The organism is Nitrosomonas sp. Nm132, assembly GCF_900100485.1.
In the GTDB taxonomy this organism is placed as follows: Bacteria; Pseudomonadota; Gammaproteobacteria; order Burkholderiales; family Nitrosomonadaceae; genus Nitrosomonas.
In genome coordinates, this window is the sequence record NZ_FNDH01000036.1 from 1 (window position 1) to 26,630 (window position 26,630).

General features: G+C 48.4%; 21 protein-coding genes, 1 tRNA gene and 2 pseudogenes. 14 read left to right on the forward strand and 10 right to left on the reverse strand.

Annotated elements, in window-relative coordinates:
* Nucleotides 1–178: 178 nt before the first annotated feature.
* From BLP80_RS11380 to BLP80_RS11395, 4 genes are all read right to left on the reverse strand, one after another.
* The gene (locus BLP80_RS11380) at nt 179–748 is read right to left on the reverse strand and encodes an IS30 family transposase (RefSeq protein ID WP_090543337.1); all 570 of its coding nucleotides are present in this window, start codon (nt 746–748) and stop codon (nt 179–181) included.
* 631 nt (nt 749–1,379) lie between these two features.
* Nucleotides 1,380–1,455, reverse strand: a tRNA-Arg gene (locus BLP80_RS11385).
* 54 nt (nt 1,456–1,509) lie between these two features.
* On the reverse strand, nt 1,510–2,793 hold the full coding sequence (locus tag BLP80_RS11390) for an HlyC/CorC family transporter (RefSeq protein ID WP_090543339.1): 1,284 nt from the start codon (nt 2,791–2,793) through the stop codon (nt 1,510–1,512).
* A 119-nt stretch (nt 2,794–2,912) separates the two neighbouring features.
* Nucleotides 2,913–3,110, reverse strand: a complete 198-nt coding sequence (locus BLP80_RS11395) for a DUF3460 family protein (RefSeq protein ID WP_090543342.1) — start codon at nt 3,108–3,110, stop codon at nt 2,913–2,915.
* A gap of 140 nt (nt 3,111–3,250) precedes the next feature.
* Between BLP80_RS11395 and BLP80_RS11400 the strand changes: the two genes are divergently transcribed.
* The 7 genes from BLP80_RS11400 (at nt 3,251) to BLP80_RS16345 (ending at nt 10,469) form a co-directional block, all read left to right on the forward strand.
* Nucleotides 3,251–4,669: a homospermidine synthase gene (locus tag BLP80_RS11400; protein ID WP_090543343.1), complete on the forward strand. Its 1,419-nt coding sequence runs from the start codon at nt 3,251–3,253 to the stop codon at nt 4,667–4,669.
* Between the two features lie 220 nt (nt 4,670–4,889).
* Nucleotides 4,890–6,779, forward strand: coding sequence for a tRNA uridine-5-carboxymethylaminomethyl(34) synthesis enzyme MnmG (gene mnmG, locus BLP80_RS11405; protein WP_090543346.1), 1,890 nt, complete (start codon nt 4,890–4,892; stop codon nt 6,777–6,779).
* Between the two features lie 5 nt (nt 6,780–6,784).
* The gene (gene rsmG / locus BLP80_RS11410; RefSeq protein WP_090543348.1) at nt 6,785–7,432 is read left to right on the forward strand and encodes a 16S rRNA (guanine(527)-N(7))-methyltransferase RsmG; all 648 of its coding nucleotides are present in this window, start codon (nt 6,785–6,787) and stop codon (nt 7,430–7,432) included.
* A 35-nt stretch (nt 7,433–7,467) separates the two neighbouring features.
* Nucleotides 7,468–8,232: a ParA family protein gene (locus BLP80_RS11415; protein WP_090543350.1), complete on the forward strand. Its 765-nt coding sequence runs from the start codon at nt 7,468–7,470 to the stop codon at nt 8,230–8,232.
* Between the two features lie 55 nt (nt 8,233–8,287).
* Nucleotides 8,288–9,127 carry a ParB/RepB/Spo0J family partition protein gene (locus tag BLP80_RS11420; RefSeq protein ID WP_090543352.1) on the forward strand — a complete coding sequence of 280 codons (840 nt, stop codon included), beginning with the start codon at nt 8,288–8,290 and terminating at the stop codon, nt 9,125–9,127.
* Nucleotides 9,128–9,188: 61 nt separating this feature from the next.
* Nucleotides 9,189–10,163: an ADP-ribosylglycohydrolase family protein gene (locus BLP80_RS11425; RefSeq protein WP_090543354.1), complete on the forward strand. Its 975-nt coding sequence runs from the start codon at nt 9,189–9,191 to the stop codon at nt 10,161–10,163.
* Between the two features lie 60 nt (nt 10,164–10,223).
* Nucleotides 10,224–10,469, forward strand: coding sequence for a hypothetical protein (locus BLP80_RS16345; RefSeq protein ID WP_256325069.1), 246 nt, complete (start codon nt 10,224–10,226; stop codon nt 10,467–10,469).
* A 53-nt stretch (nt 10,470–10,522) separates the two neighbouring features.
* On the opposite strand, the gene BLP80_RS11430 is transcribed toward BLP80_RS16345, so the two are convergent.
* Together BLP80_RS11430 and BLP80_RS11435 are read right to left on the reverse strand one after the other, a co-directional pair.
* A complete protein-coding gene (locus BLP80_RS11430; protein WP_256325070.1) occupies nt 10,523–10,801 on the reverse strand; it encodes an alpha-ketoglutarate-dependent dioxygenase AlkB in 279 nt (92 codons plus the stop codon).
* A gap of 149 nt (nt 10,802–10,950) precedes the next feature.
* Nucleotides 10,951–11,499, reverse strand: a complete 549-nt coding sequence (locus tag BLP80_RS11435; RefSeq protein ID WP_256325071.1) for a methylated-DNA--[protein]-cysteine S-methyltransferase — start codon at nt 11,497–11,499, stop codon at nt 10,951–10,953.
* Between the two features lie 710 nt (nt 11,500–12,209).
* Between BLP80_RS11435 and BLP80_RS15255 the strand changes: the two genes are divergently transcribed.
* Complete coding sequence (locus BLP80_RS15255) at nt 12,210–12,398, forward strand: hypothetical protein (RefSeq protein WP_143002281.1); 189 nt, start codon at nt 12,210–12,212, stop codon at nt 12,396–12,398.
* 2 nt (nt 12,399–12,400) lie between these two features.
* Nucleotides 12,401–14,032, forward strand: a complete 1,632-nt coding sequence (locus tag BLP80_RS11445; protein ID WP_256325072.1) for an MFS transporter — start codon at nt 12,401–12,403, stop codon at nt 14,030–14,032.
* A gap of 84 nt (nt 14,033–14,116) precedes the next feature.
* Here BLP80_RS11445 and BLP80_RS11450 read toward each other — a convergent pair whose 3' ends face one another.
* The 3 genes and pseudogenes from BLP80_RS11450 to BLP80_RS11460 form a co-directional block, all read right to left on the reverse strand.
* Nucleotides 14,117–16,528 (reverse strand): Lon protease family protein, encoded by a 2,412-nt coding sequence (locus BLP80_RS11450; RefSeq protein ID WP_090543368.1) that lies wholly within the window; start codon nt 16,526–16,528, stop codon nt 14,117–14,119.
* A 270-nt stretch (nt 16,529–16,798) separates the two neighbouring features.
* Nucleotides 16,799–17,875, reverse strand: coding sequence for an Hsp70 family protein (locus tag BLP80_RS11455; RefSeq protein WP_090543358.1), 1,077 nt, complete (start codon nt 17,873–17,875; stop codon nt 16,799–16,801).
* Nucleotides 17,876–18,463: 588 nt separating this feature from the next.
* Nucleotides 18,464–18,865, reverse strand: a pseudogene (locus BLP80_RS11460) (transposase); the annotation flags it as partial.
* Nucleotides 18,866–18,963: 98 nt separating this feature from the next.
* Between BLP80_RS11460 and BLP80_RS11465 the strand changes: the two are divergent.
* From BLP80_RS11465 to BLP80_RS11480, 4 genes are read left to right on the forward strand one after another with little or no spacing between them, the layout of a single operon-like run.
* The gene (locus BLP80_RS11465; RefSeq protein WP_090543360.1) at nt 18,964–19,209 is read left to right on the forward strand and encodes a hypothetical protein; all 246 of its coding nucleotides are present in this window, start codon (nt 18,964–18,966) and stop codon (nt 19,207–19,209) included.
* Nucleotides 19,210–19,220: 11 nt separating this feature from the next.
* Nucleotides 19,221–20,309, forward strand: a complete 1,089-nt coding sequence (locus BLP80_RS11470) for an efflux RND transporter periplasmic adaptor subunit (RefSeq protein WP_090543362.1) — start codon at nt 19,221–19,223, stop codon at nt 20,307–20,309.
* Nucleotides 20,310–20,332: 23 nt separating this feature from the next.
* On the forward strand, nt 20,333–23,512 hold the full coding sequence (locus tag BLP80_RS11475) for an efflux RND transporter permease subunit (protein ID WP_090543364.1): 3,180 nt from the start codon (nt 20,333–20,335) through the stop codon (nt 23,510–23,512).
* Nucleotides 23,496–24,932, forward strand: a complete 1,437-nt coding sequence (locus tag BLP80_RS11480; RefSeq protein ID WP_090543370.1) for a TolC family protein — start codon at nt 23,496–23,498, stop codon at nt 24,930–24,932. Before BLP80_RS11475 ends, BLP80_RS11480 begins: the two co-directional genes overlap by 17 nt.
* Nucleotides 24,933–25,240: 308 nt before the next feature.
* On the opposite strand, the pseudogene BLP80_RS11485 reads toward BLP80_RS11480, so the two are convergent.
* Nucleotides 25,241–25,714: pseudogene (locus BLP80_RS11485) on the reverse strand (IS66 family transposase); the annotation flags it as partial.
* Between the two features lie 463 nt (nt 25,715–26,177).
* Between BLP80_RS11485 and BLP80_RS11490 the strand changes: the two are divergent.
* Nucleotides 26,178–26,630: IS110 family transposase (locus BLP80_RS11490; RefSeq protein ID WP_143002282.1), on the forward strand; the 453-nt coding region annotated here is incomplete at its 3' end.

Here is a 26,630-nt window from a genome sequence, read left to right on the forward strand (position 1 = left end):
GTTCGTCGGATAAACATAGGCGCGACGTTACTACAAAGCGGAGGATAAAACAAGATATCTCCATAATATTATGGCACTATATTACGTATTTGAGCCCGCCACAAAATACAAAGCTTTGTATATCAGTTAGTTAGAAATATACGAAACGGAAAAAGGGAGAGAATTTAGCAGGATGAGGTTAAAGATGGGATAGGATCCCCTGATGGTTCTTGCCAATCATTGTATCGCCTTCCCAATCACCTATACGCGCTCTCTGCTCAACAATCTCGGGCCGTTCATCGATGCTGACCCGGTTGCGAATAGTGCCACGCCGTTCTTGCCCGCTTGCATAGCGCTTGCGTCGCGGTTTCTGACAGCGCAAATGCTGCCACAAATCACCCCCTGCCAGTTTGTCTGTGTATAGGTGTTGGTAGATGGTCTCATGGCTTATGGACAATTCACCTTCCCGTTCAAGTCGGGCTGATGCCTGTTCAGAACTCATATCCTGCCGAATTAGCCTGTCCACCTTATTCCAATCTTCCAAGCTAAATCGTTTGGCATGACTGCATCCCTTGCGCCGTTCATCCCGCAATTCCTGTGCCTGCTTCGGCCGCCACCCTCGTTGTCCTCTATTACGCCTCAGTTCGCGCGAGATCGTAGACTTATCTACACCAACTTCATTCGCTATCTCTCTTTGCTTAAAACCTGCTTTGCGTAACCCGTAAATCTGATATCGTTGCTCTTGGGTGAGCTGCTGATAGTGCTTCATCTGGGCTCCTTTTATTTGATCGTTCAAGAAGCTCAGATGCTATCGCAGCTTGCCTCTTGTTAACCTTATAAAAGTTGCACTTCAAACTAGAATCCGCCAAAAATACTTGATTCTAATGGAAATTGTTTTGCCAGACAGCTTCTAACCCGAATATTTCATAAATTTGCGTGATGATCACGCAGGATTTTGATTAATAGGGAAGTTTTGAGAAGGAGGGGTGTAGTGATTCATACACCCGACTGAGCAAAATCTTTCTTATTAATCAAAAGACAAGTGAGGGCACGTGCCAATTTATGAAATATTCGGGCTAATAGCCATTTATACAAAGTCTAGGACACCCCCGCTTGTGAGGTGTTGGAAACGGACATGCTTCCTTGGATGACATCTTGAAACAATAGACTGAATTATTGTGCAATGACAGAGAGGAATTGCTGCTGGAATAGGCAAACATGCGTAAGGGCATTACGTTGCCCGTGGAGTAGTAGTTGTTTCCCAGCAATGTGGGAGCCTTTGAGCCGACTCTGTGCAAGAAACTCCACGCCGATCCGAGAATCGGATGCCAGTTTGGCAGCTACAATTAGAGTACGCAAAAAATATGAGAGCTGATCAAGCGCCCATATTCATACGTTCATGGCGCGCCCAACACGATTCGAACGTGTGACCCCCGCCTTCGGAGGGCGGTACTCTATCCACTGAGCTATGAGCGCGTAAAATTCTAAATCACAAACATGGATTTACGATAAAGGAAAAGCTATTTGGATTTATACGCTTAACCCAGAATTTGGTAAAGCTGGATAAATGCGCACCACTTTGACCACTTGATTCTTTGTTTGGATAATTTCCATGGGGTGTCCAGCTATATTTAATCCTATCCCTGCCTCGGGAATGTCTTGAAAATGCTCCAAAATCAAGCCGTTTAAAGTTTTGGGCCCATCTAAAGGTAAATGAAACCCAAGCTTCCGATTAAGATCACGCAATAAAACACTTCCTTCTACAATTATACTCCCATCTGGCTGTCGAATGAATGTGCTAGTTTGAGTAGGTGGGTGGGTTGTAAATTCACCAATAATTTCCTCAAGAATATCTTCCAATGTTACCAATCCTATCCACTCGCCATACTCATCGACAACCAGACCTATTCGTTTCCGATTTTCCTGGAACAATTGCAATTGTGAGAACAAGGGCGTGCCAGAAGGGATAAAATAAGGTTCTTGCATAACTTTTTCAAGCATTGTTGCGGTAATTTTTCCGCTTCTCATTTGGTTAAATATTTTGCGTGCATGAATGATTCCGACAACGTTGTCAAGATGTCCGCGATATACCGGCAAGCGAGTATGGTGGCAGGTCAGTAGCTGATCATGGATGGCTTCATCATCAGCTTCCAGATCGATGGCTTCAATCTGGCTTCTAGGTACAATGACATCATCAACGGTAACTGTTTCAAGGTCAACCAGATTAATCAATACGCTTTGATGTTTCTTCTGGATGAAATGACCTGCTTCCAGGACAAGCATTTTAAGTTCTTCAGGACTGATTTTATGTGCTGTGTTTTCCTTGGACTTCAAGCGAAAGAGGATTAAAAGCCCTTGTACGAAAAGATTAATGAACCAGACTGCAGGGTAGAAAATTTTGAGCAAGGGTGTTAGTGCATAGCTTGCTGTTAAAGCAATTTTCTCCGGATAAGTGGCCGCTATAACCTTGGGAGTAATTTCACTGAATATCAATATTGCCAGCGTTACACATATCGTACCGATAAGTAATGCAAAATCATTATGCGCAAAGAAAGCAGAAGTAATCACTGCAACCAGTGTCGCAGCAGCTGAATTCAGTAAATTGTTTCCTAGTAAGATGACCCCTAGCAATCTGTCGGTATTGGCTAGTAATTGCGCAGTCAAGCGAGCGCCACGATGTCCCTGTTTGGCGAGATGCTTTAAGCGATAGCGGTTAATCGCCATCATACTGGTTTCGGAGAGTGAAAAAAAACCAGATAAAATTAATAATAGAACTAATATTGCAAGTAATATAGGTAATGGAACGTCTTCCAAATGGCTTTATCCTCGTGATTTTCGCGGTCAAATAGCAAAAATGACCTAAACTTCACTGGCTTATGTGCTGACTTAAACTGCCAATGGATATATGCTACTGAAAATAAAGCGATCCTTATCTATTTCTGTAGCCAATCGAAATAAACATAACTTTTTTGTGGTACTTTCGACTCTTTAAAATGCTTAAGTTCTTCTTGATTGACCTTCTTATCCCACCAAATAGCGCGCGCTTCCTTCTGTTGTTCAACCAGATGCGGTCTTTTTGCAAATAATTCTCGCATAAATTTGGTATGCTCAGATTCATACATATAATCCATAGTCGATTTGCTCATAATATTAATAATTTGTAAACTTTAATGCACAATTGATTGCTTTTGTGAATGTTAATTGTTGCTAATGATAACTTCAACCACATGAATTGTAAAAGAAGAAAGATGATCGAGAAAAGAATAAGCTGATGGTTAATGATGAAAAGCTGCTTAAATTTAATGGGAAGTTTATATTTGTCGGTTTTGGGAGTGTGGGACGAGGGGTTCTTCCCTTGCTTTTGAGGCATGTTGATATATTGCCTGACCGAATTAGGATTATTGTTGCAGATGAGAGGGGGAGGGTTGAAGCAGAAAATCAAAATATCTCGTTCCAGGTTAATCCACTCACACCGGAGAATTATCGTCAGATACTTGGCTCCTTATTAGCGCCAGGTGATTTTTTGCTTAATGTTTCGGTCAATGTGTCTAGCTTGGCATTGGTTGAATTATGTCACTCGCTAGGCGCTCTTTATCTCGATACCTGCATTGAGCCTTGGGCAGGTGGTTATGCGGACGCCAATTTATCGCTTTCCGAACGCTCTAATTATGGACTGCGCGAAAAAGCGTTGATGCTTCGCGAAAAATTAGGCAGTGGTCCGACAGCCGTTCTTTGCCATGGCGTCAATCCTGGCCTCGCTTCGCACTGGGTTAAGCAAGCGCTCCTCAATATCGCACATGATACGGGAGTAAATTTTGAGACTCCAGAAACAAAGGATGAGTGGGCAAGATTGGCTCAATTGCTAAATATATCAGTCATTCAATGTGCCGAGCGAGACACGCAAGCAATCAATCCGCCTAAACGCATTGATGAGTTTGTCAACACATGGTCCATTGATGGTTTTGTTTCTGAGGGAATTCAGCCTGCGGAACTGGGCTGGGGTAGTCATGAAAAGCATGAGCCGTCTGATGGAAGGCATCATGACTTCGGCTGCGATGCAGCCATTTATTTGGAGCGACCCGGTGTTCAAACACAGGTTTATGGTTGGACGCCTCGCGAAGGGGCTTATCGCGGCTTCCTGATCACGCATAGCGAATCTATCTCTATTGCAGATTATTTGACAGTCAAGGAAGGAAACAAGCTTTATTACCGTCCAACAGTTTATTATGCCTATCATCCTTGTGACGCAGCTGTTTTGTCGGTGCATGAATTCAACGGGAAGAATTTAAAGTTGCAGTCAAAAACTCGCTTATCAATGGATGATATTTATGATGGCGTTGACGAGTTGGGTGTGCTGCTGATGGGGCATTCCAAGGGAATATATTGGTATGGCTCGGTATTATCTATTCATGAGGCGCGGAAACTTGCACCTTACAACAATGCAACCAGTTTGCAAGTGGCGGCAGGCGTACTGGGCGGCGTAATCTGGGCAATGAAAAACCAAGAGGCAGGCATTATCGAGCCTGATGAAATGCCTTTTGAGGCTGTGCAGAAGGTGGCGGCCCCTTATTTGGGGAAAATGGTCGGGCAGTATAGTGACTGGACACCACTTCAGGGAAGAGGGGGATTGTTTGAAGAAGACTTAGATAAAACCGATCCATGGCAATTCAAGAATTTTCGTGTCACTTGAATTGCAGGGAGGTGGCGTTGGTTTTCATGATTTAGGCCGTGTAACGTAGGTGGGTGCTTTGCCTGATTTATGATCCGGTCAAGTTTCGACCTGATATCGATAGCTAAGTAATGTTTCACGTGAAACATATTGTTTATGAGGTTAAATTTTTTGTGAACAAAAGTGCTGAATACCTTAGAATTAAGCAGTAATTTGATTATCGGTTTTACAACACACATTTATGAGCTTTTCGGAAAACTTTGATGTTATCGTGGTGGGCGGCGGCCATGCGGGAACAGAGGCAGCATTAGCGGCTGCTCGCATGGGGCAGAAGACATTATTGCTTACCCATAATCTCGAAACGCTGGGGCAAATGTCCTGCAATCCATCCATAGGCGGTATTGGTAAGGGTCATTTGGTCAAGGAAATCGATGCCTTGGGCGGCGTGATGGCAGAGGCCATTGATGAGGCGGGCATACAGTTCCGAATGCTTAATTCCAGTAAAGGTCCCGCTGTGCGCGCGACACGTGCTCAAGCAGACCGGGTGCTTTATCGTCAAGCCGTACGCAGACGGCTGGAAAACCAGCCAAATCTATGGTTGATACAGCAGGCTGTAGATGATCTTGTGCTGCAAGGTGAGCGGGTTGTGGGGGTGGTTACCCACCTTGGCGTTAAGTTTTGTGCGCGAGCAGTCATCTTGACAGCCGGCACATTTCTAGCCGGTTTGGCACATGTGGGTAATAATAATTTTCAAGCGGGTCGGGCGGGTGATCCGCCCTCAATCAGCCTTGCGCAGCGACTGCGCGAGATGAGGTTGCCGGTGGGACGCCTTAAAACCGGCACCCCTCCGCGGATCGATGGGCGCAGCATCAATTATTCCTTGCTGCAGGAGCAGCCGGGTGACGATCCTGTGCCGGTGTTTTCATTTCTGGGCAATGTGGCACAGCATCCCCGTCAGATATCTTGCTGGATAACACGTACTAATGATCGCACTCATGATGTTATTCGAGAGGGTCTGGATCGCTCGCCTTTATTTACAGGAAAGATAGAGGGGATTGGGCCACGTTATTGTCCGTCGATAGAAGACAAGATTGTTCGTTTTTCTGATAGGGATTCGCACACGATTTTTCTTGAACCTGAAGGGCTGGATACGCATGAAGTATATCCTAATGGTATTTCGACCAGCCTGCCTTATGATGTGCAAATCGACTTGGTGCACTCGATCAAAGGGCTGGAAAATGCGCATATCACCCGCCCAGGCTATGCCATCGAATATGATTACTTCGATCCCCGCGCACTTAAGAGTTCCCTGGAAACCCGGGCGATTGAAGGGCTGTTTTTTGCAGGTCAAATTAATGGAACGACTGGCTATGAGGAGGCGGCCGCTCAGGGATTATTGGCTGGATTAAATGCCAGCCTCAAGGTGCAGGGGCGCGAAGCGTGGTGCCCACGTCGTGATGAAGCCTATCTGGGCGTGTTGGTGGATGATTTGATTACTCGTGGTGTGACTGAGCCTTATCGTATGTTTACCAGCCGTGCAGAATATCGTCTGCAATTACGAGAAGATAATGCTGATATGCGATTGACTGAAGTGGGCTATCGGCTAGGGTTGGTCCATGAAGGGCGCTGGGAGGCATTCGTGATTAAACGTGAAGCGATTGATGCTGAGCGGCAAAGATTACGGAATGTATGGGTGCGCCCTGGCATGTTGTCGGAAGCGGAATTGATAAACGTGCTGGGTAAAACCATTGAAAAAGAATATTCATTGTACGAATTGCTGCGTCGTCCGGATGTGACTTATACGAGGTTAATGTCATTGCTCGGCGCTGAAGATGGCGTTGCCGATGAAAAAGTTGCTGAGCAAGTGGAAATCAATATTAAATATGAAGGGTACATCGAGCGCCAGAAACAGGAGATCGCCCGCCATAATCATTATGAAAAGACGAGCTTGCCAAAAGACATTGATTATCGGAATGTGCGCGGTCTTTCCAGCGAGGTGCAGCAAAAGCTGAATCAGCATAAACCGGAGACAATTGGTCATGCCGCACGGATTTCCGGCATCACGCCTGCGGCCATTTCCCTATTGCTGGTTCATCTGAAGCGTGGTTTTATATTGTCAGAAATAAAATAAAAAATATGAGTCTAGAAAAACAATTACTGGAAGGCCTTGATAAGCTTGAGTGCGGTTTAGCTAAAGAAAGGGAAAGGATCAGCACTCACTTGCTGCAGTATATCCTGTTCCTGGATAAATGGAACCGTGTCTATAATTTGACTGCCGTGCGCAAACCGGAAGAAATGGTGACCAAGCATGTACTCGATAGTTTAACGCTGCTGCCTGTGATTACCGGTGCTCATCTTGCTGATGTCGGCAGTGGTGCAGGACTTCCCGGCATCCCGCTTGCGATTGTCCGGCCTGATTGGTATGTAACCTTAATTGAAAGTAATCAGAAGAAAGCAGCTTTTTTAACGCAAGCATGTATTGAATTGGCATTGAAAAATGTGAAGGTGGTTTGCGAGCGTGCTGAGCGTTTCTTTCCTGCCGAAAAATTCGACACGGTGATTTCCCGGGCATTTGCCGATCTGAGTACTTTTGTCAGCTCAGCAGGGCATTTATGTGCCGAGAATAGCAAAAGCAGGTTGATCGCAATGAAGGGCAGGTTTCCCGATGCTGAGTTGATGCAACTGCCTGAGCAATTTGGAGTTGAAAAAGTCTTGCGTGTCATGGTGCCTGGCTTGCGGGCGGCGCGGCATCTGATTGTCATTCAGCCGGATCAAGGAGAGTGAGTCTCTTGGTTCATACCAGCTAAGGAGCAGGCGCGTTGATAAAAATTCTTGCAATTACCAATCAAAAAGGGGGGGTTGGTAAAACGACTACGAGCATCAATCTGGCGGCAAGTTTGGTTGAAGCTGGTAAGCGCGTACTCCTTGTGGATCTGGATCCACAAGGAAATGCTACCATGGGAAGCGGTGTCGATAAGCGTCTCTTGCAACATACGGTTTATCACGTCTTATTGGGTGAGCGGCCTATTGCTGATGTCAGGGTGGTCTCCACGCCAGGTAAATATGATTTGATTCCAGCCAACCAGGATCTGGCTGGCGCCGAGGTGGAGATGGTCAATCTGGAGCAAAGGGAAGCACGTCTCAAAGCGGCGCTTCAGACGGTGGGGAAAGAATATGATTTCATCCTTATGGATTGCCCGCCGGCGCTCAATTTGCTGACACTGAACGGTCTCTGCGCAGCGCAGGCAGTCATGATTCCCATGCAGTGCGAATACTTTGCACTGGAGGGGTTAAGTGATCTGGTCAATACCATCAAAAGGGTGCGGGTCAATTTTAATCCTATTCTTAAGATTGAAGGCTTGCTGCGGACCATGTTCGATCCTCGTAACGTTTTGGCAAAGCAGGTTTCCGATCAGTTACAACAGCACTTTGGCGATAAAGTGTATCGAACGGTGATCCCACGCAATATCCGATTGGCAGAGGCACCCGGATTTGGTGTGCCTGTGTTGTTCCATGACAAATTATCGAAAGGAGCGCTGGCTTATCTCGCGCTTGCAAAAGAGATCATGGATGCCACAGCTTAACATCTCAGATTATTCCAGATAAATCAGAAAAAAAACGATAGGCGATTAGGAGCAAATGGCGAAGTTAAAAGGTCTGGGAAGAGGGCTTGATGCGTTATTATCAGGCAATCACGATGATCATGCGTTAGCGGAATCCCTGCAGCATTTGGAGATCCATTTGCTGCAACCGGGTAAATATCAACCCCGTACCAGCATGGATCAATCATCTTTGATGGAGTTGTCCGAATCCATCAAAGCACAGGGCGTAATGCAGCCCATCCTGGTGCGCCTGGTAGCCGCTGAACGCTATGAAATCATCGCAGGCGAGCGGCGCTGGCGTGCTGCACAACTGGCTGGATTGACGCAGGTGCCCGCAATCATTCGTGAAGTGCCGGATGAGTCAGCGCTGGCGATGTCACTCATTGAAAATATCCAGCGCGAAAATTTGAACCCATTGGAAACAGCCATGGGTATTCAACGACTTATCAAAGAGTTTGGCATGACGCATCAAACGGCAGGCGAAGCACTGGGAAGCTCACGCAGCGCGATTTCAAATCTACTGCGCTTGCTTAATCTGGCTGCACCCGTACAAGAGTTGATGATGCAGGGAAAAATCGATATGGGGCATGGGCGTGCATTGCTTGTTTTACCCGCAGTGAGGCAGGTTGAAGTCGCCAGTTTAATCGCGCACAAGCAGCTATCAGTGCGTGAAACCGAGAAGCTGATCAAACGCATCGAGCAGGCCCCTGTGAAAAGATTGGTCAAGCAGGATCGAGACTTGTTGCGCTTGCAGGAAGATATTTCATCGAGACTCGGCGCCAGCGTCGTCATCAAACCCGGAAAACGCGGAGCAGGCAATTTGATTATCCACTATACCAATCTGGAGCAGTTGGATGGCATTCTCTCCAAGTTTTAAGCTTTTCTTAAGCAATCAAAACTGTTCACTGAAAACAGAAAAACTCTGCTGGAGCTTATAGATGGATACGCACATTCTGATTAACCCAAACGTTGCAGCCATTCTTGGTGCACTCGTCGCTGACGCCGCTTCACTTGGTTTACACTGGCTTTACGATCCGGCACGCATTGCAGCAATTGAAAAAAATGAGGATGAATTGGTATTCCGCCAACCTAGTGCCGACGATTATGCGGGGGCCGGCGGATTTTTTGCGCATGGCGACAAGCAGGCTGGAGATTCGACGAGCTATGGTGAAATATGTCTGTTAATGCTCAAACACCTGGCAAAACACGGTGAATTCAATCGTGCGGCCTATCAACTCGAATTCCGCGCCTACTTTGGGCCGGGCGGTGCATATGCCGGTTATATCGACTCGCCGACCCGTCACACCTTGCGAGTTTTATTGCCGCTGGATATCAATAGCTTCCCGGAAGTATCCGGTGCGGATGATGATCAGCTACCCGCACTCGCCACAATCCCCGTGTTGGTAGCAACTCACCGGGATTCACGCGAGGCGCTCATGAAGCGGGTCGAAGAAGTCGTGCGCATTACCAATAACAATGATATCGCCGTATCCGCAGCACGTTGCGCAGCCACTGCGTTGCATGGCGTACTGAATGGCAAACCAATGGTTCAGGCATTAACCGATGCCGTGACAGTTGCTGGGGAAAAGCTTAAGCCATCGTTGGAACAAGCGCTTGCCACTGACACGCTGGATAGCGTGTCTGCCGCTGAACGTTTTGGCCTAGCTTGTCATGTCACAGAAGGATTGCCCATTGTTTTTCATATCGCCAGGCATGCACCGGATTATACCACCGCGATTAAAGCCAATATCCGCGCTGGCGGAGATTGCTGCGGCCGCGCTATCGTTCTTGGGGCGCTGGTGGCTGCGTGCCAAGCCATGCAGCAAAACCTGACATCATCCATTCCGATATCCTGGCTTGCACACTATCGCAAACTTGCGATAGCTGCTGAAGCTTGTGAGGTAATTGGATAGTGAAAAATAAAGTTGGCAATTCAAGGTCGATTGCATAAATATAGGATAGTGTAGGATAAAATGTGGCAGCAGGTCCAAGGCTGCTGCCACGTCGCCTTCCTGTTTGACCATCACCAGCTACTTTACACCTTCACAATGGCTGAGTTTGCGCCAAACCGTTGGTCTGTTGCAAGAGAAATTCCCGCAAGTGTGGGTACCCGGCAAGCATGCAGTGCGAAATGCAATATTAGAGATTGTCCGGAGGCTTCCCGGCTAAATGGCTTTGCGAAAAGTCAGGTTGATCCGATAAAGCCGGCCGATGGATGATAACCTTCCTTGATCGGCAGCACGCCATGGTAGTGCAGTCTCGCCGGCCCACCTCATACTATCTCATCACCGTGTATCAATGGCACTCGCACCGGCCTCTCCTCGTGGCGTAAGCCGCCCCATAGAAAAATAACCGGAATTCCCAGCGAAACTGAGACGATGGGCACATCAAAGCCGTGTTCGTTCTTGTCCTGGTGCAATGAGAGCCGAGCTCCCGGTTCATATTGATTGACAAGGCACGCATCAAGCTGAAAATTTCCAAAGCCGGCGCTTGCCGCAGCGTCCTGCGCCAGGACACAACCCCTCTCGCCGCGCCTGAGATAGCGCTGCATCCTCAAATAGATTCAATGTCATCTTATCCATCCGTTCTCATGCCGCATCGTGAAAAATGATGTTCATGATGTAGGTAGCGATAATCTGAGTGTAGATGGACTGGCACCACGCCGTAGATTGACTCGGTATGCGCCGTCCTTGAGCGTAGTCATAGCCGCGCCTTGGCAGTGTTCGCCTCTTTCTCAAGTAGGGCGCGCTTGCGTTCTACACCCCAGCGATAGCCAGCTAAAGCGCCGTCCTGGCGCACGACCCGGTGGCATGGAATAGCGACTGCCAGCTTGTTTGCCGCGCACGCCCGTGCCACAGCCCTGACTGATTGAGGAATACCCAGGTGCCGGGCGATGTCGGTGTAGCTTACGGTCTGCCCTACCGGAATCTCGCGCAGGATCTGCCATATGCGCTGCTGAAAAGCAGTGCCGCGCATATCCAGCGATAGATCTAGGTCAGTGTCTGGCGCCTCGATAAAACTGACTACCTTGATAACGAGCTGCTTGAGCTCCGTGTCGTCCCCAATCAGGTTAGTGCGAGGAAAGCTATCCTGCAGATCGCACACCAGTTTCTCAGGATCGTCACCGAGGAGAATGGCACAAATACCAAGGCCACTTTGGGCAACCAGGATTGACCCGAGAGAGCATTCGTCGATGGCAAAACGGATTTCAGTAGCGGCTCCGTCAGTACGATAACGGCTTGGTGTCATGCCCGGAACCTTGTTCGATTTTTCATAAGAATGGTTGTTGGAATTGTAGATTATAGCCAGCGTTGAAAATGGCATCTGTCACGGGGCTGCTGGCACCTTCAGTGCAGCAGTCCAACGGCGTCATTGATCGTTTGGACGGCGCACTTTTTTACTCACGCAGTGGTTATACAGGATATAACTTTTTAGACAGCTTACACCTTGATAACGGTTACCCCATTTATCAATCTTACCCACCTGCCGCACTCCGGGGCTTGCTTTCAAATTCGATTCATTCCGGTAATGCCTCATCCCAGTGTACCAGAGCTCTCTGCTGAGGTATCCCTACAAAAGCATTTAGCCCGATATAGAAAGGGGGGCGCGCTCCTTTGGGGAGTGAAGGCTTCCAGAAGCTAATGTCATTCGGAGCAATATCCGGGAGATTTTTGAGTCACGGTCAAATCCATTTGGCAGTGACGACTAAATATACTTGTACAGTCTCCCGATAGCAGCGTAATCTTTCACAACACAAGGGCATCTAAATTCCCGGTCTGATTGACTTAAGCATTCATAAGCATGGGAGGAGGCATGGAAAGATTCGATAGTAATTTGGCGATGATCCTATCTATTTTCGTGGCGACGGTAATAACATTGCATTCTTTTTCAGTCATGCAGATGTTCTGATTGTCATCGATGTCATTTCTCCGTATCTTGAATGCCAGAGAGAATAATTTATGAAAGAGAATCCTTTTATGCATAATCTGACGCGCAGAGCTTTCATGCAGTACGGTAGGGTTCTTCAAAGCGAATATTTTGCTGACCATTACGGCAAGCTGTCCCGCTGGCTGGACCTTGACAGGCAGAAGGAAGGGCTCAGCTTTAACCATCCGTGGGCCATTGGCTGCGGTTGCTTAGCATACTGATCGTGCCAGGCAGAATGGCAGGATCAGCATTTTCTCCGTTCAGGCATCGCGTGTTCGCGATTTTATGGACAGCGACGCTGATTTCGAATATCGGCACCTGGATGTTCAACGTCACTTCCGGCTGGCTGATGACAGAGCTGTCGCCCTCGCCTTTTATGGTGTCGATGGTGCAGGCAGCGACAGCCTTGCCGGTTTTCCTGTTCGCTCTTCCCGCGGGGGCGCTTGGCGATCTTTTTGATCGCCGCAAGCTGTTGTTATGGACGCAGATTCTCCTCGCCGTGGCACTTTTTCTGTTTGCAGGGTTGTTATGGAAAGGTAGCGTTAATACCTGGGTTTTACTACTGTTTACCTTTGTGACCGGTGCAGGATCAGCTTTCGCCCTGCCTGCGTGGCAGGCGATCATACCGCGCCTTGTGCCACGGGATGCGCTGGAGCCCGCGATTGTCTTGAATGGGGTGAGCATCAATATTGCCCGTGCCATCGGCCCAGCACTGGGCGGTTTTATTCTGGCAGCGGCAGGCGCTGTGGCGACGGTATTGCTGGATGCCGTTTCCTATCTTGCCGTCGTGGCAGCACTGTTGTGGTGGCGTGCCGCCGCGGCGCAAGCTGATGCGCTGCCGCGCGAACATCTGGTCGATGCTATGCAGGCGGGCATCCGATTTGCGCTGCATAGCATCCCTCTACGCAATACTTTGTTTCACGCGTTGGCTTTTTTTATTTGTGCATCCGCCTATTGGGCATTGTTACCCCTGGTGGCCAAGGATGTGCTCCAAGGTGGCCCTAGTCTTTATGGCATTTTGCTGACTGCGTTGGGGAGTGGTGCTGTGGCAGGAGTATTCCTGCTCTCGCTCATAAAGAAATACCTGAGTGCGGATAAGATCATGATGCTGGCAACGGCAGGAACAGCACTGTGCTCGATGATGTTCGCCTACGGCGGGCAGACAGTTACCGGCATTGCCGCCGGATTTGCAGGTGGGGTGTCATGGATCCTGGCTGTATCATCGTTGAACATTTCCGCACAAGTGGCGCTGCCGGATTGGGTGCGCGCCCGCGGCCTTGCCATCTTCCAGATGGTGTTTTTTGGTGCAATGGCGGCGGGATCACTGGGCTGGGGACAGGTAGCAGAAATAGCTGGTTTGCCATTGGCCTTGATAGCATCAGGATTACTGGCGCTTCTTCTGATTCCTGCCACATGGCGATTCAAGCTCAATCTGGGTGAACATGATGACTATACTCCATCCGGTCATTGGGACGAACCTGTTCTGGCCACGCCGGTTGCACACGATCACGGCCCTGTCCTGGTAACACTGGAATACTGTATCGACGATGCAGATCGAGATGCGTTTTGCTTGCTGATGCGGGAACTGGGCGTGATTCGCCGCCGCGACGGGGCTATTCAGTGGGGATTCTTTGAGGATGCCGAGGATCGTGGACGCTTCATCGAGATGTTCACGGTTGAATCCTGGGCTGCGCATCTGCGCCAGCATGCCCGCGTCTCAGCAACCGATAAAATCCTGCAAGACAAAGTCTTTGCTCTGCACCGCGGAGCAATTCCGCCACGCGTGACGCATGCTGTCACGCCGCATGCAGGAACCCCTCTGAAAACGATTCCCCAAACCCATTATGATTTATGAAAAGAGAAATGAGTTAATTGGATCCGGGTAGGGAAGACGCTGAATCCATGTACTGCTTCTTCGCCGCCCTGGAACCGGGGCAAGTCAATTCCTTTCTTCCGCCTTTTCCTGCTGCGGCACAAATGACTTGCTGATCTTGGTGAGTTCTGTCAGCCGTGCGGCTACCTGATAATTGATACTGCCTTCCGGATACTTACCCTCAGCGTCAGCCTCTCCTGCTGGCAGGCCAGTTAACAGCGTGATGGCCTGATCGACATTTTCCACGGCATAGATATGAAACTTGCCAGCCGCTGCGGCGTCGACCACATTTTTTCGCAGCATCAGGTGTTTGACATTGGCGGCAGGAATCAATACGCCTTGTGTGCCAGTCAATTCCCGTGCAGCACAGATATCAAAAAATCCTTCGATTTTTTCATTCACGGCGCCAATTGCCTGCGCCTGGCCGAACTGATTGACTGAGCCCGTTATCGCCAATGACTGGTTGATTGGCGTATGCGCCAGATTGGAAAGCAGTGCGCAGAGCTCTGCCAAGGACGCGCTATCACCATCAACCATGCCGTAAGACTGTTCGAAAGCGAGGCTGGCGGCTAGCGCCAGTGGCTGATTTTTGGCGTAGCGCGCAGCCAGGAAGGAGGACAGGATCAACACTCCTTTGGAGTGAATCGCGCCCGATAGCTTAACTTCACGCTCGATATTGATCAGATCCCCTTTGCCGAAGCGGGTGGTGGCAGTGATTCGGATCGGCTGCGCAAAGGCAAATCCACCCAGCTCGATCACCGAAAGGCCATTGACCTGCCCCGTCACCGCGCCCTGTGTATCGATCATCAGGGTGCCGCGCAGGATAGCCTCATATAGCCGGTCTCTCACTCGATCCTGCCGGTGGATCTGTGAGTCGATCGCCTGCTGGACATCACTCGCCAGCACCACATCATGGCCTGCTTCACGTGCCCAGTAATCTGCCTCGCGCAGCAAATCAGCAATGCTGCGTATGTGCGCGGAAAGTTTCTCGGAGTCGCCCACCAGGCGTGCACTGTGCTCGATCACCCTGGCGATCGCATGACGGTCATAAGGCAATAATCCCTCTTTGCGCGCCAATGTGGAAATCAATTGGGCATAGAGCAGATGGGATTCCGCATTGCGTTCAAGGGTGTCTTCAAAATCTGCAGCCACCTTGAACAGCTCGCTGAACTCGGGATCGTACTCCTGCAGCAGGTAATAGAATAAACGATCACCAAACAATACGACTTTGATATCGAGTGGAACCGGCTCTGGCTCGAGCGATACGGTACTGACGAGACTGTATAGCTGCCCCAGCGATTCAATATGAATCTTGCGCGACTGTAACGCCCGCTTCAGTCCTTCCCAGGCGAATGGCTGCATCAGCACCTTGCGCACATCCAGCAGCAGGTAGCCGCCGTTGGCTCGATGCAACGCGCCTGGCTTGATCAGCGTGAAATTGGTGACCAGTGCGCCAAACTGGGCGACATGCTCCACTCGCCCGACCAAATTGCTATAAGTCGGGTTATCCTCACTGATGATCGGCGCACCCGGTTTTTTATGGTTTGAGGCCAGTACATTGACCTGGTAATTATTAAATGTCTGATGAGTGATGATCGTCATGCCAGAGACGTTGACGGACTCCTCGGGTTTGCGGAAATCATCCACATGCACCACCATATCCTGCTGCACTGCATCGAGAAAATCGAGCACGTCGGGCAAATCAGCATAGCTTGAACGCAACTCATTGATCATGTGCTCGACGGTTAACAGCATGATATCGCGGCTAAGCTGCTTGATCCGTTCGCTCCGTTCCCGGCGGCGCTGCGGCAGATGGCTGAGCATTTTTTCCAGATGCGCCTGCAATTCGGCAATAGCCGCTTCTATCCGATCTTTTTCTGCCTGCGACAGCTTGTCGTATTCTTCCGGTGGAATCACTTCACGGTTATGGCTCGGCGCCAACGCAAATCCTTCGGGTGTACGCAGCAGCACGATCTCCTTCTTCTCGGCTTCCTCTCCTAGTTCCTTTATCTCGCGTTCCTGCTGCTCGTTGTACTCCTGCTGGATCGCGCTGACCCTGCTTCGATACTCTTCGCTCTCAAACTGCGCGGGAATGGCGCTGCGCAAATAATCCACCAGTCGCTCCATGTGCAGCCGCAATTCCTCTCCTCTGCCGGCGGGAAGCTTAAGCACTTTTGGTTTGTGCGGCTGGGCAAAATTATTGAGATAGCACCAATCCGACGGTTCTGCTTCCTTGCTCGCTTTGGTTTCCAGAAATTGCTGTACCAGGCTGTACTTGCCCATACCAGGCGAGCCAAGCACAAAAAGATTGTAGCCTTCCCGGCGAATGCCCGAGCCAAAGCGCACGGCATCCATGGCGCGCGCCTGGCCGATGATCTCTGTCAGATCCGCCACTTCTGCCGTCGTCTGAAATGTAAACTGATCGGGGTCACAGGATAGATATAGCTGCTGCGGTTCCAGGGAAAGAATAGTTGTCATTGTTTTTATTGGAAAAAATAAGATAGAAATAATGCCACCCTGATTACGCCAGACTGAACAGGATGGCAACGAAGTCATCAACAAAATAGTGTGCCATTTAACCCGAATATTTCATAAATTGGCGCGTTCCCTCACTTGCCTTTTGATTAATAAGAAAGATTTTGCTCAGTCGGGTGTATGAATCACTACACCCCTCCTTCTCAAAACTTTCCTATTAATCAAAATCCTGCGTGATCATCACGCGAATTTATGAAATATTCGGGTTAAAACTTACTTATTTTCATGATACTCAGCATCGACCACTTTACCTTGCGGGCCAGACCCGCTGGGACGGGGCTCACCGGAGGCTGCATGGACATCGGGAGGCGGCTCGGGTCCTTCCCAGCGGGTTTCTGCATAAGGCCTCCCTTTGGGCGCCTGGCCGGATTGCGCATAGAGCGTCGCACCCGCTTCTTTGAGCAGCTTCTTGAGCGTTTCTGCCCGCTCAGTGGCTAATGCCACTTCCTTCTTGATGAAGGCTTCCTTGGTTTCACGCAACGATGCTTCAATGCGTTTCTTCAGATCATCAGTCAGTTTGTCGGCAAAGTTGGCAAGCATCTTCTCAGCCTCGTAGCAGCTTGCATCCGTTGCCTCGATCAGGCGGGTTGCTGCCTTGCGGTCACCGCGGACATCCACGCCGGTCGCCATCTGGAAACGCCCTGCCAAGTGCTCGAAAATACTTTGATTCATGTCCGTGCCACCGAGCTGAGTGTCGCCACTGGTCGATTTCACTTCGAACACACCCTTGCCGCATTCCATGATGGTGACATCCAGCCCACCCCCGCCGAAATCGATTACGGCGATGCGTAATTCCTGACTCAACCGGTCCAATCCATAGGCCAATGAAGCAGCAGTGGGTTCATTGACCAGACGCACTACCTCCAGGCCGGCAATACGGCAGGCATCCTTGGTGGCAGCACGCTGATTATCGTCAAAATAAGCGGGTACTGTCACCACCACTTTTTCCACCGGTTCACCCAGAAAGGCCTCTGCATCGCGTTTGATCTTTTGTAACAGAAAGGCAGAAAGCTGCTCCGGGGTATAGTCCCTCTCCCTGAGACGGGTCATTTCACGTTTGCCCATTCTGCGCTTGAAAGCAGTCACCGTTCCCTCGGCATTCGCTGCCATCTGGCTGCGCGCAGGTTCGCCGGCCAGAACCTGTCCGTCACTGGTCAGTGCCACATAACTCGGAAATGCCTTGCCGCCGATGCTGATACCTTCGGCGCTGGGAATGATGACGGGGTGTCCTCCGCGCAAAACCGCTGCCGCCGAATTGGGAGTGCCTAGATCGATACCTATGATGGCCATATGTCCCCCTTCGTATCTAATTCAATTCACTTGATAGATGATAGATGCGCTATCTCAACATAATACTTCATCCAGTTACGTTGTGGCGCGCTTCTAGTACTCAATGACACAATAACTGTTAAGCTCCGGTTCTATGTTGACCTCATATTTCTGGTTGATTTGCCGTTCGATGCCCCATTCCCATCCACTAGAAAATGGTGACTTAAGTGGGTAACCCCATTGCTCTGGATTCTGGATCAATGTCAAAAGAGCAAGTGCTGAGCCTCTAGCCAGAATATTTCATAAATTCGCGTGATGATCACGCAGGATTTTGATTAATAGGGAAGTTTTGAGAAAGAGTGGTGTAGTGACTCATACACCCGACTGAGCAAAATCTTTCTTATTAATCAAAAGACAAGTGAGGACGCGTGCCAATTTCAGACCACCTGATCCCGACAATTTTAAGATGGCCCCAATTTAAAGATCAGACGAAGTCCAGATCGAGGAAAGAAGGTTTTAGTAGCATTGAGCTCCTCGCAAAGCTTAGCGATGACCTCATCAGTATGTGCGCGTGCGCTGTGGTGCAAACGGATGGTTAAGGTTTTGTGGTTCTGTCCAGCTTGCTTCCGACTCGCGATAGCCATCCGACAACGCCAGCAATTCCTTGCGCCCCGTTTCATCAGAACCGATAATCACCAGAAGACATAACCGATCATCCATTCTAAGCGTACTGTAGGCCCCATCCGCCCAGACATAGACATAACGCTTGTTACCCAAATCACGCCGGCTCCAGTCCCGGCAGTCCTGTTCTCATTGCTGCTTCAGACGGCTGGTTATTGCCGATGCCAATCCTGGCGCATCCGCTCCCAGCAAGTGTTTCAGCGTTTCGCTAAAGTCTTCCGCTGAAACCCATCTCAGGTATAGCCAGGGTAAAAATTCTTCAACATTTCGCGTGCGCTTCAAGTAAAGAGGAATCAAGCTGCCTTGGTTAAATTGTAACTCTCCAGAGCTTCACATAATTTTTACTTTGTAAGACAGTGCTTCACATAATTTTTACTTTGCAAGAGCTAGAATCATTTCAAGAGTTAAATTATTTAGTGCGGTTATTGATGAGACAGCATAAAAAATTTATTGGTTTTCAATATGAAAATAAAAATTCTATATATCGTGAACATGATGCTAAAGAAGAAAATAGTATCGTTGTGCGAAAGTTCTGTCCCCTCTATGAGCCTGTTAGGAAAGATATACCCGCACTCGTTAAGCTGCACCATGCAGACTTTTTGGTTCTCATTAAAATAAAAAATAGACTTGGTCTTGCTTCCCCTAACAAAATACTTTGCCCCCTGACAACCTAAATGGTAGAAAAATGATTACTAAATTATCCGTAGTTTTAAGCTTAATCGCGGCTCTGTTTTTGAATGGGTGTAATCACGCAGAAACTGAAACGCATCATGAGATGCCAAAACTTGAGGCAACGACACCGTTCCATAAAGACGTTTCTCTACCTAGGCACTATGTCAGTCTGATTAAAGCCATTATGCATATTGAAATCCGCTCTTTGGAAAAGGGCTACTTAGAGGGTATTTTTGTGGATGAAGGGCAGTGGATAAAAAAAGGACAGCCCATGTTTAAAATTATGCCCAAAGTTTATCAGGCAGAATTCCAAAAAGCGAAAGCTGAAGCGCAATCTGCAAAGATCGAATACCTTAATACCAAAGGTTTGGCTGATGAGAATATCGTATCGCCCAATGAGCTTGCTTTGGCAAAAGCAAAACTAGATAAGGCTAATGCTGAGGTGAAGTTAACGGAAACCCGCTTGGGTTTTACCGATATCAAAGCATCTTTTGACGGAATTATGGGTCGTTTTAATGCCAGGATCGGCAGTCTTCTCGATGAAGGCGAGTTGCTGACGGAACTATCTGATATCAGACAATTGTGGGTCTATTTCAACGTTCCAGAAGCAGACTACCTGAGTTTTAGAATGGAAGAAGGCGACAAACTTGGTGAAACCGTACAACTAAAAATGGCAAACGGCAAGATTTATGATCACACGGGTGTCATTGAGACGATTGTAGGTGATTTTGATAGCACTTTCGGCACTATTCAATTTCGTGCCTTATTTCCTAACCCGGACAAAATTCTCAGACATGATGAGACAGGAACTATCCTATTGACCAAGCATTACCCAAATGCCATGGTTATTCCGCAAAAAGCGGTATTCGAAATCATGGATAAGAACTATGTCTACGTCATCAATGAAGAAGAAAAGCTGGAGCAAAGGCTTATCCATATAGAGGCCGAGATGACAAAACTGTTTATTGTTAAAGATGGCCTTAATGACAGCGACAGGGTGTTGCTTGAAGGTATACGAAAAGTTAATCCTGGAGACAAGGTGAGTATCAATTTAAGGCCGCCCGAAGAGATTCTCCCGGAGTTAGAGCTGTATACCGAATAACTGTTTAGTTTAAGGATTAAGCCATGTTTAGTATCTTTCTTAAAAGACCTGTGATGGCGATTGTGTTATCACTGATGTTCTTATTTATGGGTTTTTTGGCAATGAAAACATTGCCAGTTTCCCAGTTTCCAGATATTGCACCGGCTCGGGTCACGGTTTCGGTATCATTTCCCGGTGCCAGTGCCGAAGTACTGGTGAAATCGTCCTTGATCCTCTTAGAGCGTGCTATCAATGGCGTGCCCGGCATGAGGTACATCACTTCGGATGCAACCAGCGCCGGCGAAGCGACCATTCAAGTGTATTTCAATCAAGGCGTTGATCCCAATATTGCGATGGTCAACGTGAAGACGCGTGTGGATCAGATGATGAGCAGGCTGCCAGCACTGGTGGAGTTGGAAGGCGTGATCGTGAACTTCGTCCAGCCCAGCATGCTTATGTATGTCAATATCTTCAGCACCGACAAAAACGCTGATCAGAAACTTTTATATAATTACGCCTACGTCAATGTCATTCCAGAGATTCAGCGCATTACTGGAATCGCCCAAGCGACCATACTGGGTTCTCGCCAATATGCGATGCGCATTTGGTTGAACCCGGAGCGGATGCGAGTCTATCATGTCTCGGCAGAAGATGTGATGAAAGCCCTGGCAGATCAAAGCATTATCGGACGTCCCGGTCGTCTCGGGCAAAGCACAGGCAAAGCCGCCGAGTCCAAGGAGTATGTGCTGGTCTATAAAGGGCGTTTCAATAAGCCGGAAGAATACGAAGACATTATTATTCGGTCTTCTTCGGAAGGCAAGATTCTGCGCATAAAAGATGTAGCTGAGGTCGAACTGAATAGTGAGTTTTACAATATTTACTCTGATAAAGACGGATACCCTTCGGCGTCTATCGTGCTTAAGCAAAATTACAACACTAACGCGCAAACAGTTATAGCGGCAACGAAGGAAAAACTGGAAGAATTGAAAAAATCCTTCCCGGAGGGTATGGACTACGAAATCAACTATGATGTGTCGCGTTTCGTCGAGGCGTCTATCGAACAAGTGTTACACACCTTGGTAGAAGCCTTCATACTGGTTTCCCTGGTGGTTTTTATTTTTCTTGGCGACTGGCGTTCTACTTTGATCCCCGTCCTCGCGGTACCGGTTTCGCTAGTTGGAGCATTCGCCGTTATGTCCGCGTTCGGGCTTTCCATCAACCTTATCACCTTGTTTGCTTTAGTGCTGGCTATTGGTATTGTGGTCGATGATGCCATTGTGGTGGTGGAAGCTGTGCATGCAAAAATGGCCGATGAGCATTGCAGCCCTTATGAAGCTTCTCGAAGAGTATTGGGAGAAATCGGCGGCGCCATTGTAGCGATTACGCTGGTCATGGTATCGGTGTTCATCCCTATTGCATTTATGCCAGGACCGGTTGGGGTGTTTTATCGAGAATTCTCTATCACTATGGCATCGTCGATTATTATTTCAGCAATTGTGGCGCTATCGCTTGCTCCGGTACTGTGTGCCATGATTCTTAAAAATACTCATGGTCAGCCGAAACGAAAAGATCCAATCAGCCTTCTCATCAATGGCTTTAATTTTGTTTTTGAAAAAGTCACCGGGCGTTACGTCCGATTGATGAACATCATGGTCACCCGGCGCATTGTCACGCTTTTGGTATTGGCCGGGTTTTCCTTCGGTATTTTCATGGTCAGTAAAATCTTGCCTTCCGGCTTTATTCCCGGCGAAGACCAAGGCATGATTTATGCGATTATCCAAACGCCGCCCGGCTCAACCATCGAAGTAACCAACAAAGTGGCACGAGAACTGGAAATGCTAGCTGAAAAAATCGAAGGTGTTAAATCAATTTCTTCTCTGGCTGGGTATGAAGTACTCACTGAAGGTCGCGGGTCAAATGCAGGGACCGTTATTATCAATTTGAAAGATTGGTCAGAGCGTAAACATTCTGTAACGGAGATTATCGAAGAGTTGGAAGAAAAAAGCCATGACATGGGTGCAGTCATCGAGTATTTTCAACCTCCGGCGGTGCCGGGGTACGGCGCGGCATCGGGTTTGTCATTTCGCTTGGTAGATAAGACAATAAATACAGACTACTACGAATTCGATGAGATTACCAAAAATTACATGAAAGCATTGCGCGAACGTAAAGAGCTGACCGGTTTGTTTACCTTTTATGCGGCCAATTATCCACAATACGAGCTGGTCATCGACAATAAACTTGCCATGCAAAAAGGGGTTAACATCAATGATGCGATGAATCAGCTGGACATCATGATCGGCAGTACCTATGAACAGGGCTTTATCCGTTTCAATAACTTTTTTAAAGTATACGCTCAGGCCTTGCCAGAATTTCGGCGTGCCCCCGAGGATGTGCTGAAATACTTTGTGAAAAATGATGAAGGTGAAATGGTACCGTACTCCGCCTTCATGACCATGGTGAAAAAGCAGGGGCCCAACGAGCTCACGCGTTATAACCTCTATAACACGGCAGCAATTCGCGCTGAACCCGCAAAAGGTTACACCACCGGCGACGCCATCAATACAGTCCTGGAAGTCGCAAAAGACACCCTGCCAAAAGGTTTTGACATTGCCTGGGAAGGCTTAACATTTGACGAAGCCGCCCGGGGCAACGAAGCACTGGCGATTTTCTTTGTCGTTATCTTGTTTGTCTACTTGGTGCTGGCCGCGCAATACGAAAGTTTTCTTTTACCCTTGGCCGTAATACTTTCTCTGCCCCCCGGTATTTTTGGTGCTTTCTTTTTATTAAAAGAATTAGGGCTCGCCAATGATGTGTATTCACAACTGGGAATGGTGATGTTAGTTGGTTTACTCGGGAAAAATGCAGTATTGATTGTCGAATTTGCATCCCAGAAGCAAGCCCAAGGCATGACGGTTATGCAGGCAGCGATTGCGGGTGCACAAACGCGTTTCCGACCGATTTTGATGACGTCATTTGCTTTCATAGCTGGGTTGGTACCCTTGGCGATGGCCACGGGAGCGGGGGCAATCGGCAACAGGACAATTGGTACCTCAGCGCTGGGTGGGATGATTTTCGGTACCGTGTTTGGTGTCATCATTATTCCAGGGCTTTATTATATATTTGCCAAAATGGCAGAAGGTAGAAAATTAATTAAAGATGAAGACCTTGGCCCCTTAACCGAGACTTATGACTATGGCCCTTCAAATGAGATCAAAGACTAAAATATTTCAGATTATAGCTTCAAGCGCGTTGGTACTTATGCTGCAAGCCTGCGTGCCTGATTCGCTCATCAAAAAAGAAGACACACACCTTCCTACTGTTTTTAAAGAAGGTGTTTCGGATGAGGACAATGTGGCAAATATTAAATGGGAAGATTTTTTTAGTGACCCTAATTTAGTAAGTTTGCTGGATATAGCTGTTGAAAATAATAAAGAAATTAATATTATGATGCAGCGTATCAGTGTTGCACAGAATGAAATTCAAGCACGTCGGGGCGAATACTTGCCATTTGTAAATATTGGTGGTGGTGCAGGTAAGGAAAGAGTCGGCGAGTTTACACGCGAGGGCGCTGTTGAAGAGAATCTGCCAGTAAAGGAAGGCCGGCATTTTCCTAGGTACGTGGGGGATTATCACTTTGGGCTGTTTTCAACCTGGGAGATAGATATATGGAAAAAGTTGAGGAATGCGAAGAAGGTCGCTGTTTTCGAGTATATGGCGTCAAAAGAAGGTAAGAATTTTTTAGTGACTAACCTGGTCGCTGAAATTGCCCATTCGTATTATGAACTGCTTTCCTTGGACAACCAGCTTAACAATTTAGAGCTAAATATTAGTATTCAGCAAAATGCTCTGGAGATGGTCAGGCGTCTGCAAGAGTACGCAAGAGCAAGTACACTTGCCATCAAACGCTATGAAGCAGAAGTGGCAAAAAACAAAAGTAGACTATACCAAATTAATCAGAGCATTACTATTGTTGAAAATCGGATAAATTTTTTGCTAGGGAGGACGCCGCAACCTATCCAGCGTGCTTCTGGTAGTTTTATGGAGTTCAAACCCTTCATGCTTAAGACAGGCATTCCGTCACAATTGCTGCAAAATAGGCCTGATATTAGGCAAGCAGAGCTTGAGCTATCGGCGGCGGCATTAAATATAGAGGTGGCCAGGGCTAACTTCTATCCCTCCTTTGGCATAAGGGCTGGAATAGGATTTGAAGCTTTTGCAGTTAAGTATCTGATCAATACCCCAGAGTCATTGGCGGCCATGATCGCGGGAGAATTAGTGGCTCCATTGGTCAATAGGAATGCCATCGAGGCGGAATATAAAAATGCCAATGCCAGGCAGATTCAGGCAGCTTATGAGTATGAACAAAGAATTATCAGAGCTTATACTGAAGTAGCGAATCAAGTTTCAAATATCAATAACCTCGACAAAAGCTATCAGCTTAAGTCAGAGCAAGTTGAAGCGCTCAGCAAATCAATTGATATCGCTAACAATCTATTCAGATCTGCTCGTACGGACTACCTGGATGTGCTGTTGGCACAAAGGGAGACCTTGGATGCCAAAGCGGATCTAATTGAAATGAAACAAAAGCAAATTGACGCAATGGTGGATCTTTATAGATCACTTGGTGGAGGGTGGCAGTGAGCCTCAGGTATCTCGATTTCATCCATCCATGGCTGGGTAGGATTTAGTTTCGGCGGCAACTATACCTACCTAGTCCACATCCAATGTAACCTTGGCAGAGGAGAACCTTCGGGTGCAAACCTCTGCCAGCCAGCTGCTGCAAGACCATTCCAAACATATTATCAACGCCAGCCTGAATTATGACAATATCGATACCGGCACCCAGGCCACCTTGCTTTATAACGTCGCCACCGAGCACATGCATATTCCGGCGAAGTTGAACACTGATTCTGGTCCAATGTGAACACAGAGTTATTGTCAAATCTGGTGTTGAGCCATGCAGATGGGTCCAGCCCATTGAGTTGAGCGGTACCGAACAGGGTTTGGATAGCTGCTGCGCGCTGCCCGGCGCGCTCTGAGCCGGTAAATAGCCAATTCTTTTTGCCCAGCGCAATGGGGCGGATAGCATTTTCCACCGGGTTGTTGTCGATGGGCAGGTGACCGCTTTGTGCGTAACGAGTCAGACTTGGCCAGCGTTTCAAGGTGTAGTCGAGCGCTTTGGCGGAGCCACCCCCATTGGCAGTTTGGGTGCGGGTTTGTATCAGCCAATCATGCAGTGCATTGAGGGCAGGTAAGCTTTTTTCTGCACGCAGTTGTTGGCGGTCTTCGATCGTCAGGTGTTTGCCTTCGGTCTCAATGGCATACAGCACACCGATGCGTTGTAATGCTTCCATGGCCATGGGACTGTTATTGGTCTGGTGCAGGTCGAAGAATTTACGGCGCGCATGGGCCCAACAGCCTAGTATCAAAACACACAGCACACTCAGGGTCAGGTCTAGATTCGCGGCGCACAGTAATGCATAAGAGTGGGCAGAGTCTAGATCCGCGGCACGCAGTAACCTATTAAAACATCTATTCTAGACCTGATAATCATCTAGCCGTCCTCCCCCTCGGCGGAAGCCGAAGCGGATAAAGTAGAGATACGAACCAACTTTATCAATGGAGGACGAAGTGAGCGTAGTAATCGGCCTTCGGCCGCAATGCGTTTGAAAGAAACACGATGCGGCGAGATGTGCGGTAAAGTGGAATACCGCGACGGCGAAGACCGAACAGTCACTGGAGCGTCCCTGCCCGTAAATGAGCGTGGTCACGGGTCACGTCTGCGACATTGGCGAGGCTGCGAAAGCAGCCATCCCGTTTGAGAGAGTGAGTATAACGACGTACCCGAACCGTTGCGGCATTCCAAACGAGATGATGGAGGAAGGCATGGCACAACGCAAGAGAACGGTACTGGAATTGGCGCACCCGAATGCGGCGGGAATCGACATCGGCTCGGCAAGCCATTTTGTGGCGGTGTCGCCGGATCGTGACGATGAACCGGTCCGGGAGTTTAAAAGTTTCACCGAAGACCTGGAGGAGTTGGCGGACTGGCTGGTGTGCTGCGGCGTGGATACGGTGGCAATGGAATCGACGGGCGTGTACTGGATACCGCTCTACGAGATTCTCGAAGCGCGTGGGTTTGCCGTGAATCTCGTCAATGCACGGCATGTAAAGAACGTCTCCGGTCGCAAGTCAGATGTTCTCGACTGCCAGTGGCTGCAACAGTTGATGAGCTATGGCCTGCTGTCTGGCGCTTTTCGCCCGACGGATGAAATTTGCATGCTGCGTGCGGTATCACGACAACGCGACATGTTGCTGGCCTCTCAAGGTCGGCATATT

Excerpts from the sequence above, each read along its gene's own strand:
- BLP80_RS11380 (WP_090543337.1), bottom strand. The coding sequence starts at position 748 with ATGAAGCACTATCAGCAGCTCACCCAAGAGCAACGATATCAGATTTAC.
- BLP80_RS11395 (WP_090543342.1), bottom strand. The coding sequence starts at position 3,110 with ATGGATTATATGTATGAATCTGAGCATACCAAATTTATGCGAGAATTA.
- BLP80_RS11400 (WP_090543343.1), top strand. The coding sequence starts at position 3,251 with ATGGTTAATGATGAAAAGCTGCTTAAATTTAATGGGAAGTTTATATTT.
- mnmG (WP_090543346.1), top strand. The coding sequence starts at position 4,890 with ATGAGCTTTTCGGAAAACTTTGATGTTATCGTGGTGGGCGGCGGCCAT.
- rsmG (WP_090543348.1), top strand. The coding sequence starts at position 6,785 with ATGAGTCTAGAAAAACAATTACTGGAAGGCCTTGATAAGCTTGAGTGC.
- BLP80_RS11420 (WP_090543352.1), top strand. The coding sequence starts at position 8,288 with ATGGCGAAGTTAAAAGGTCTGGGAAGAGGGCTTGATGCGTTATTATCA.
- BLP80_RS11425 (WP_090543354.1), top strand. The coding sequence starts at position 9,189 with ATGGATACGCACATTCTGATTAACCCAAACGTTGCAGCCATTCTTGGT.
- BLP80_RS16345 (WP_256325069.1), top strand. The coding sequence starts at position 10,224 with ATGTGGCAGCAGGTCCAAGGCTGCTGCCACGTCGCCTTCCTGTTTGAC.
- BLP80_RS11430 (WP_256325070.1), bottom strand. The coding sequence starts at position 10,801 with ATGCAGCGCTATCTCAGGCGCGGCGAGAGGGGTTGTGTCCTGGCGCAG.
- BLP80_RS11435 (WP_256325071.1), bottom strand. The coding sequence starts at position 11,499 with ATGACACCAAGCCGTTATCGTACTGACGGAGCCGCTACTGAAATCCGT.
- BLP80_RS15255 (WP_143002281.1), top strand. The coding sequence starts at position 12,210 with ATGAAAGAGAATCCTTTTATGCATAATCTGACGCGCAGAGCTTTCATG.
- BLP80_RS11450 (WP_090543368.1), bottom strand. The coding sequence starts at position 16,528 with ATGACAACTATTCTTTCCCTGGAACCGCAGCAGCTATATCTATCCTGT.
- BLP80_RS11455 (WP_090543358.1), bottom strand. The coding sequence starts at position 17,875 with ATGGCCATCATAGGTATCGATCTAGGCACTCCCAATTCGGCGGCAGCG.
- BLP80_RS11465 (WP_090543360.1), top strand. The coding sequence starts at position 18,964 with ATGAGACAGCATAAAAAATTTATTGGTTTTCAATATGAAAATAAAAAT.
- BLP80_RS11470 (WP_090543362.1), top strand. The coding sequence starts at position 19,221 with ATGATTACTAAATTATCCGTAGTTTTAAGCTTAATCGCGGCTCTGTTT.
- BLP80_RS11475 (WP_090543364.1), top strand. The coding sequence starts at position 20,333 with ATGTTTAGTATCTTTCTTAAAAGACCTGTGATGGCGATTGTGTTATCA.
- BLP80_RS11480 (WP_090543370.1), top strand. The coding sequence starts at position 23,496 with ATGAGATCAAAGACTAAAATATTTCAGATTATAGCTTCAAGCGCGTTG.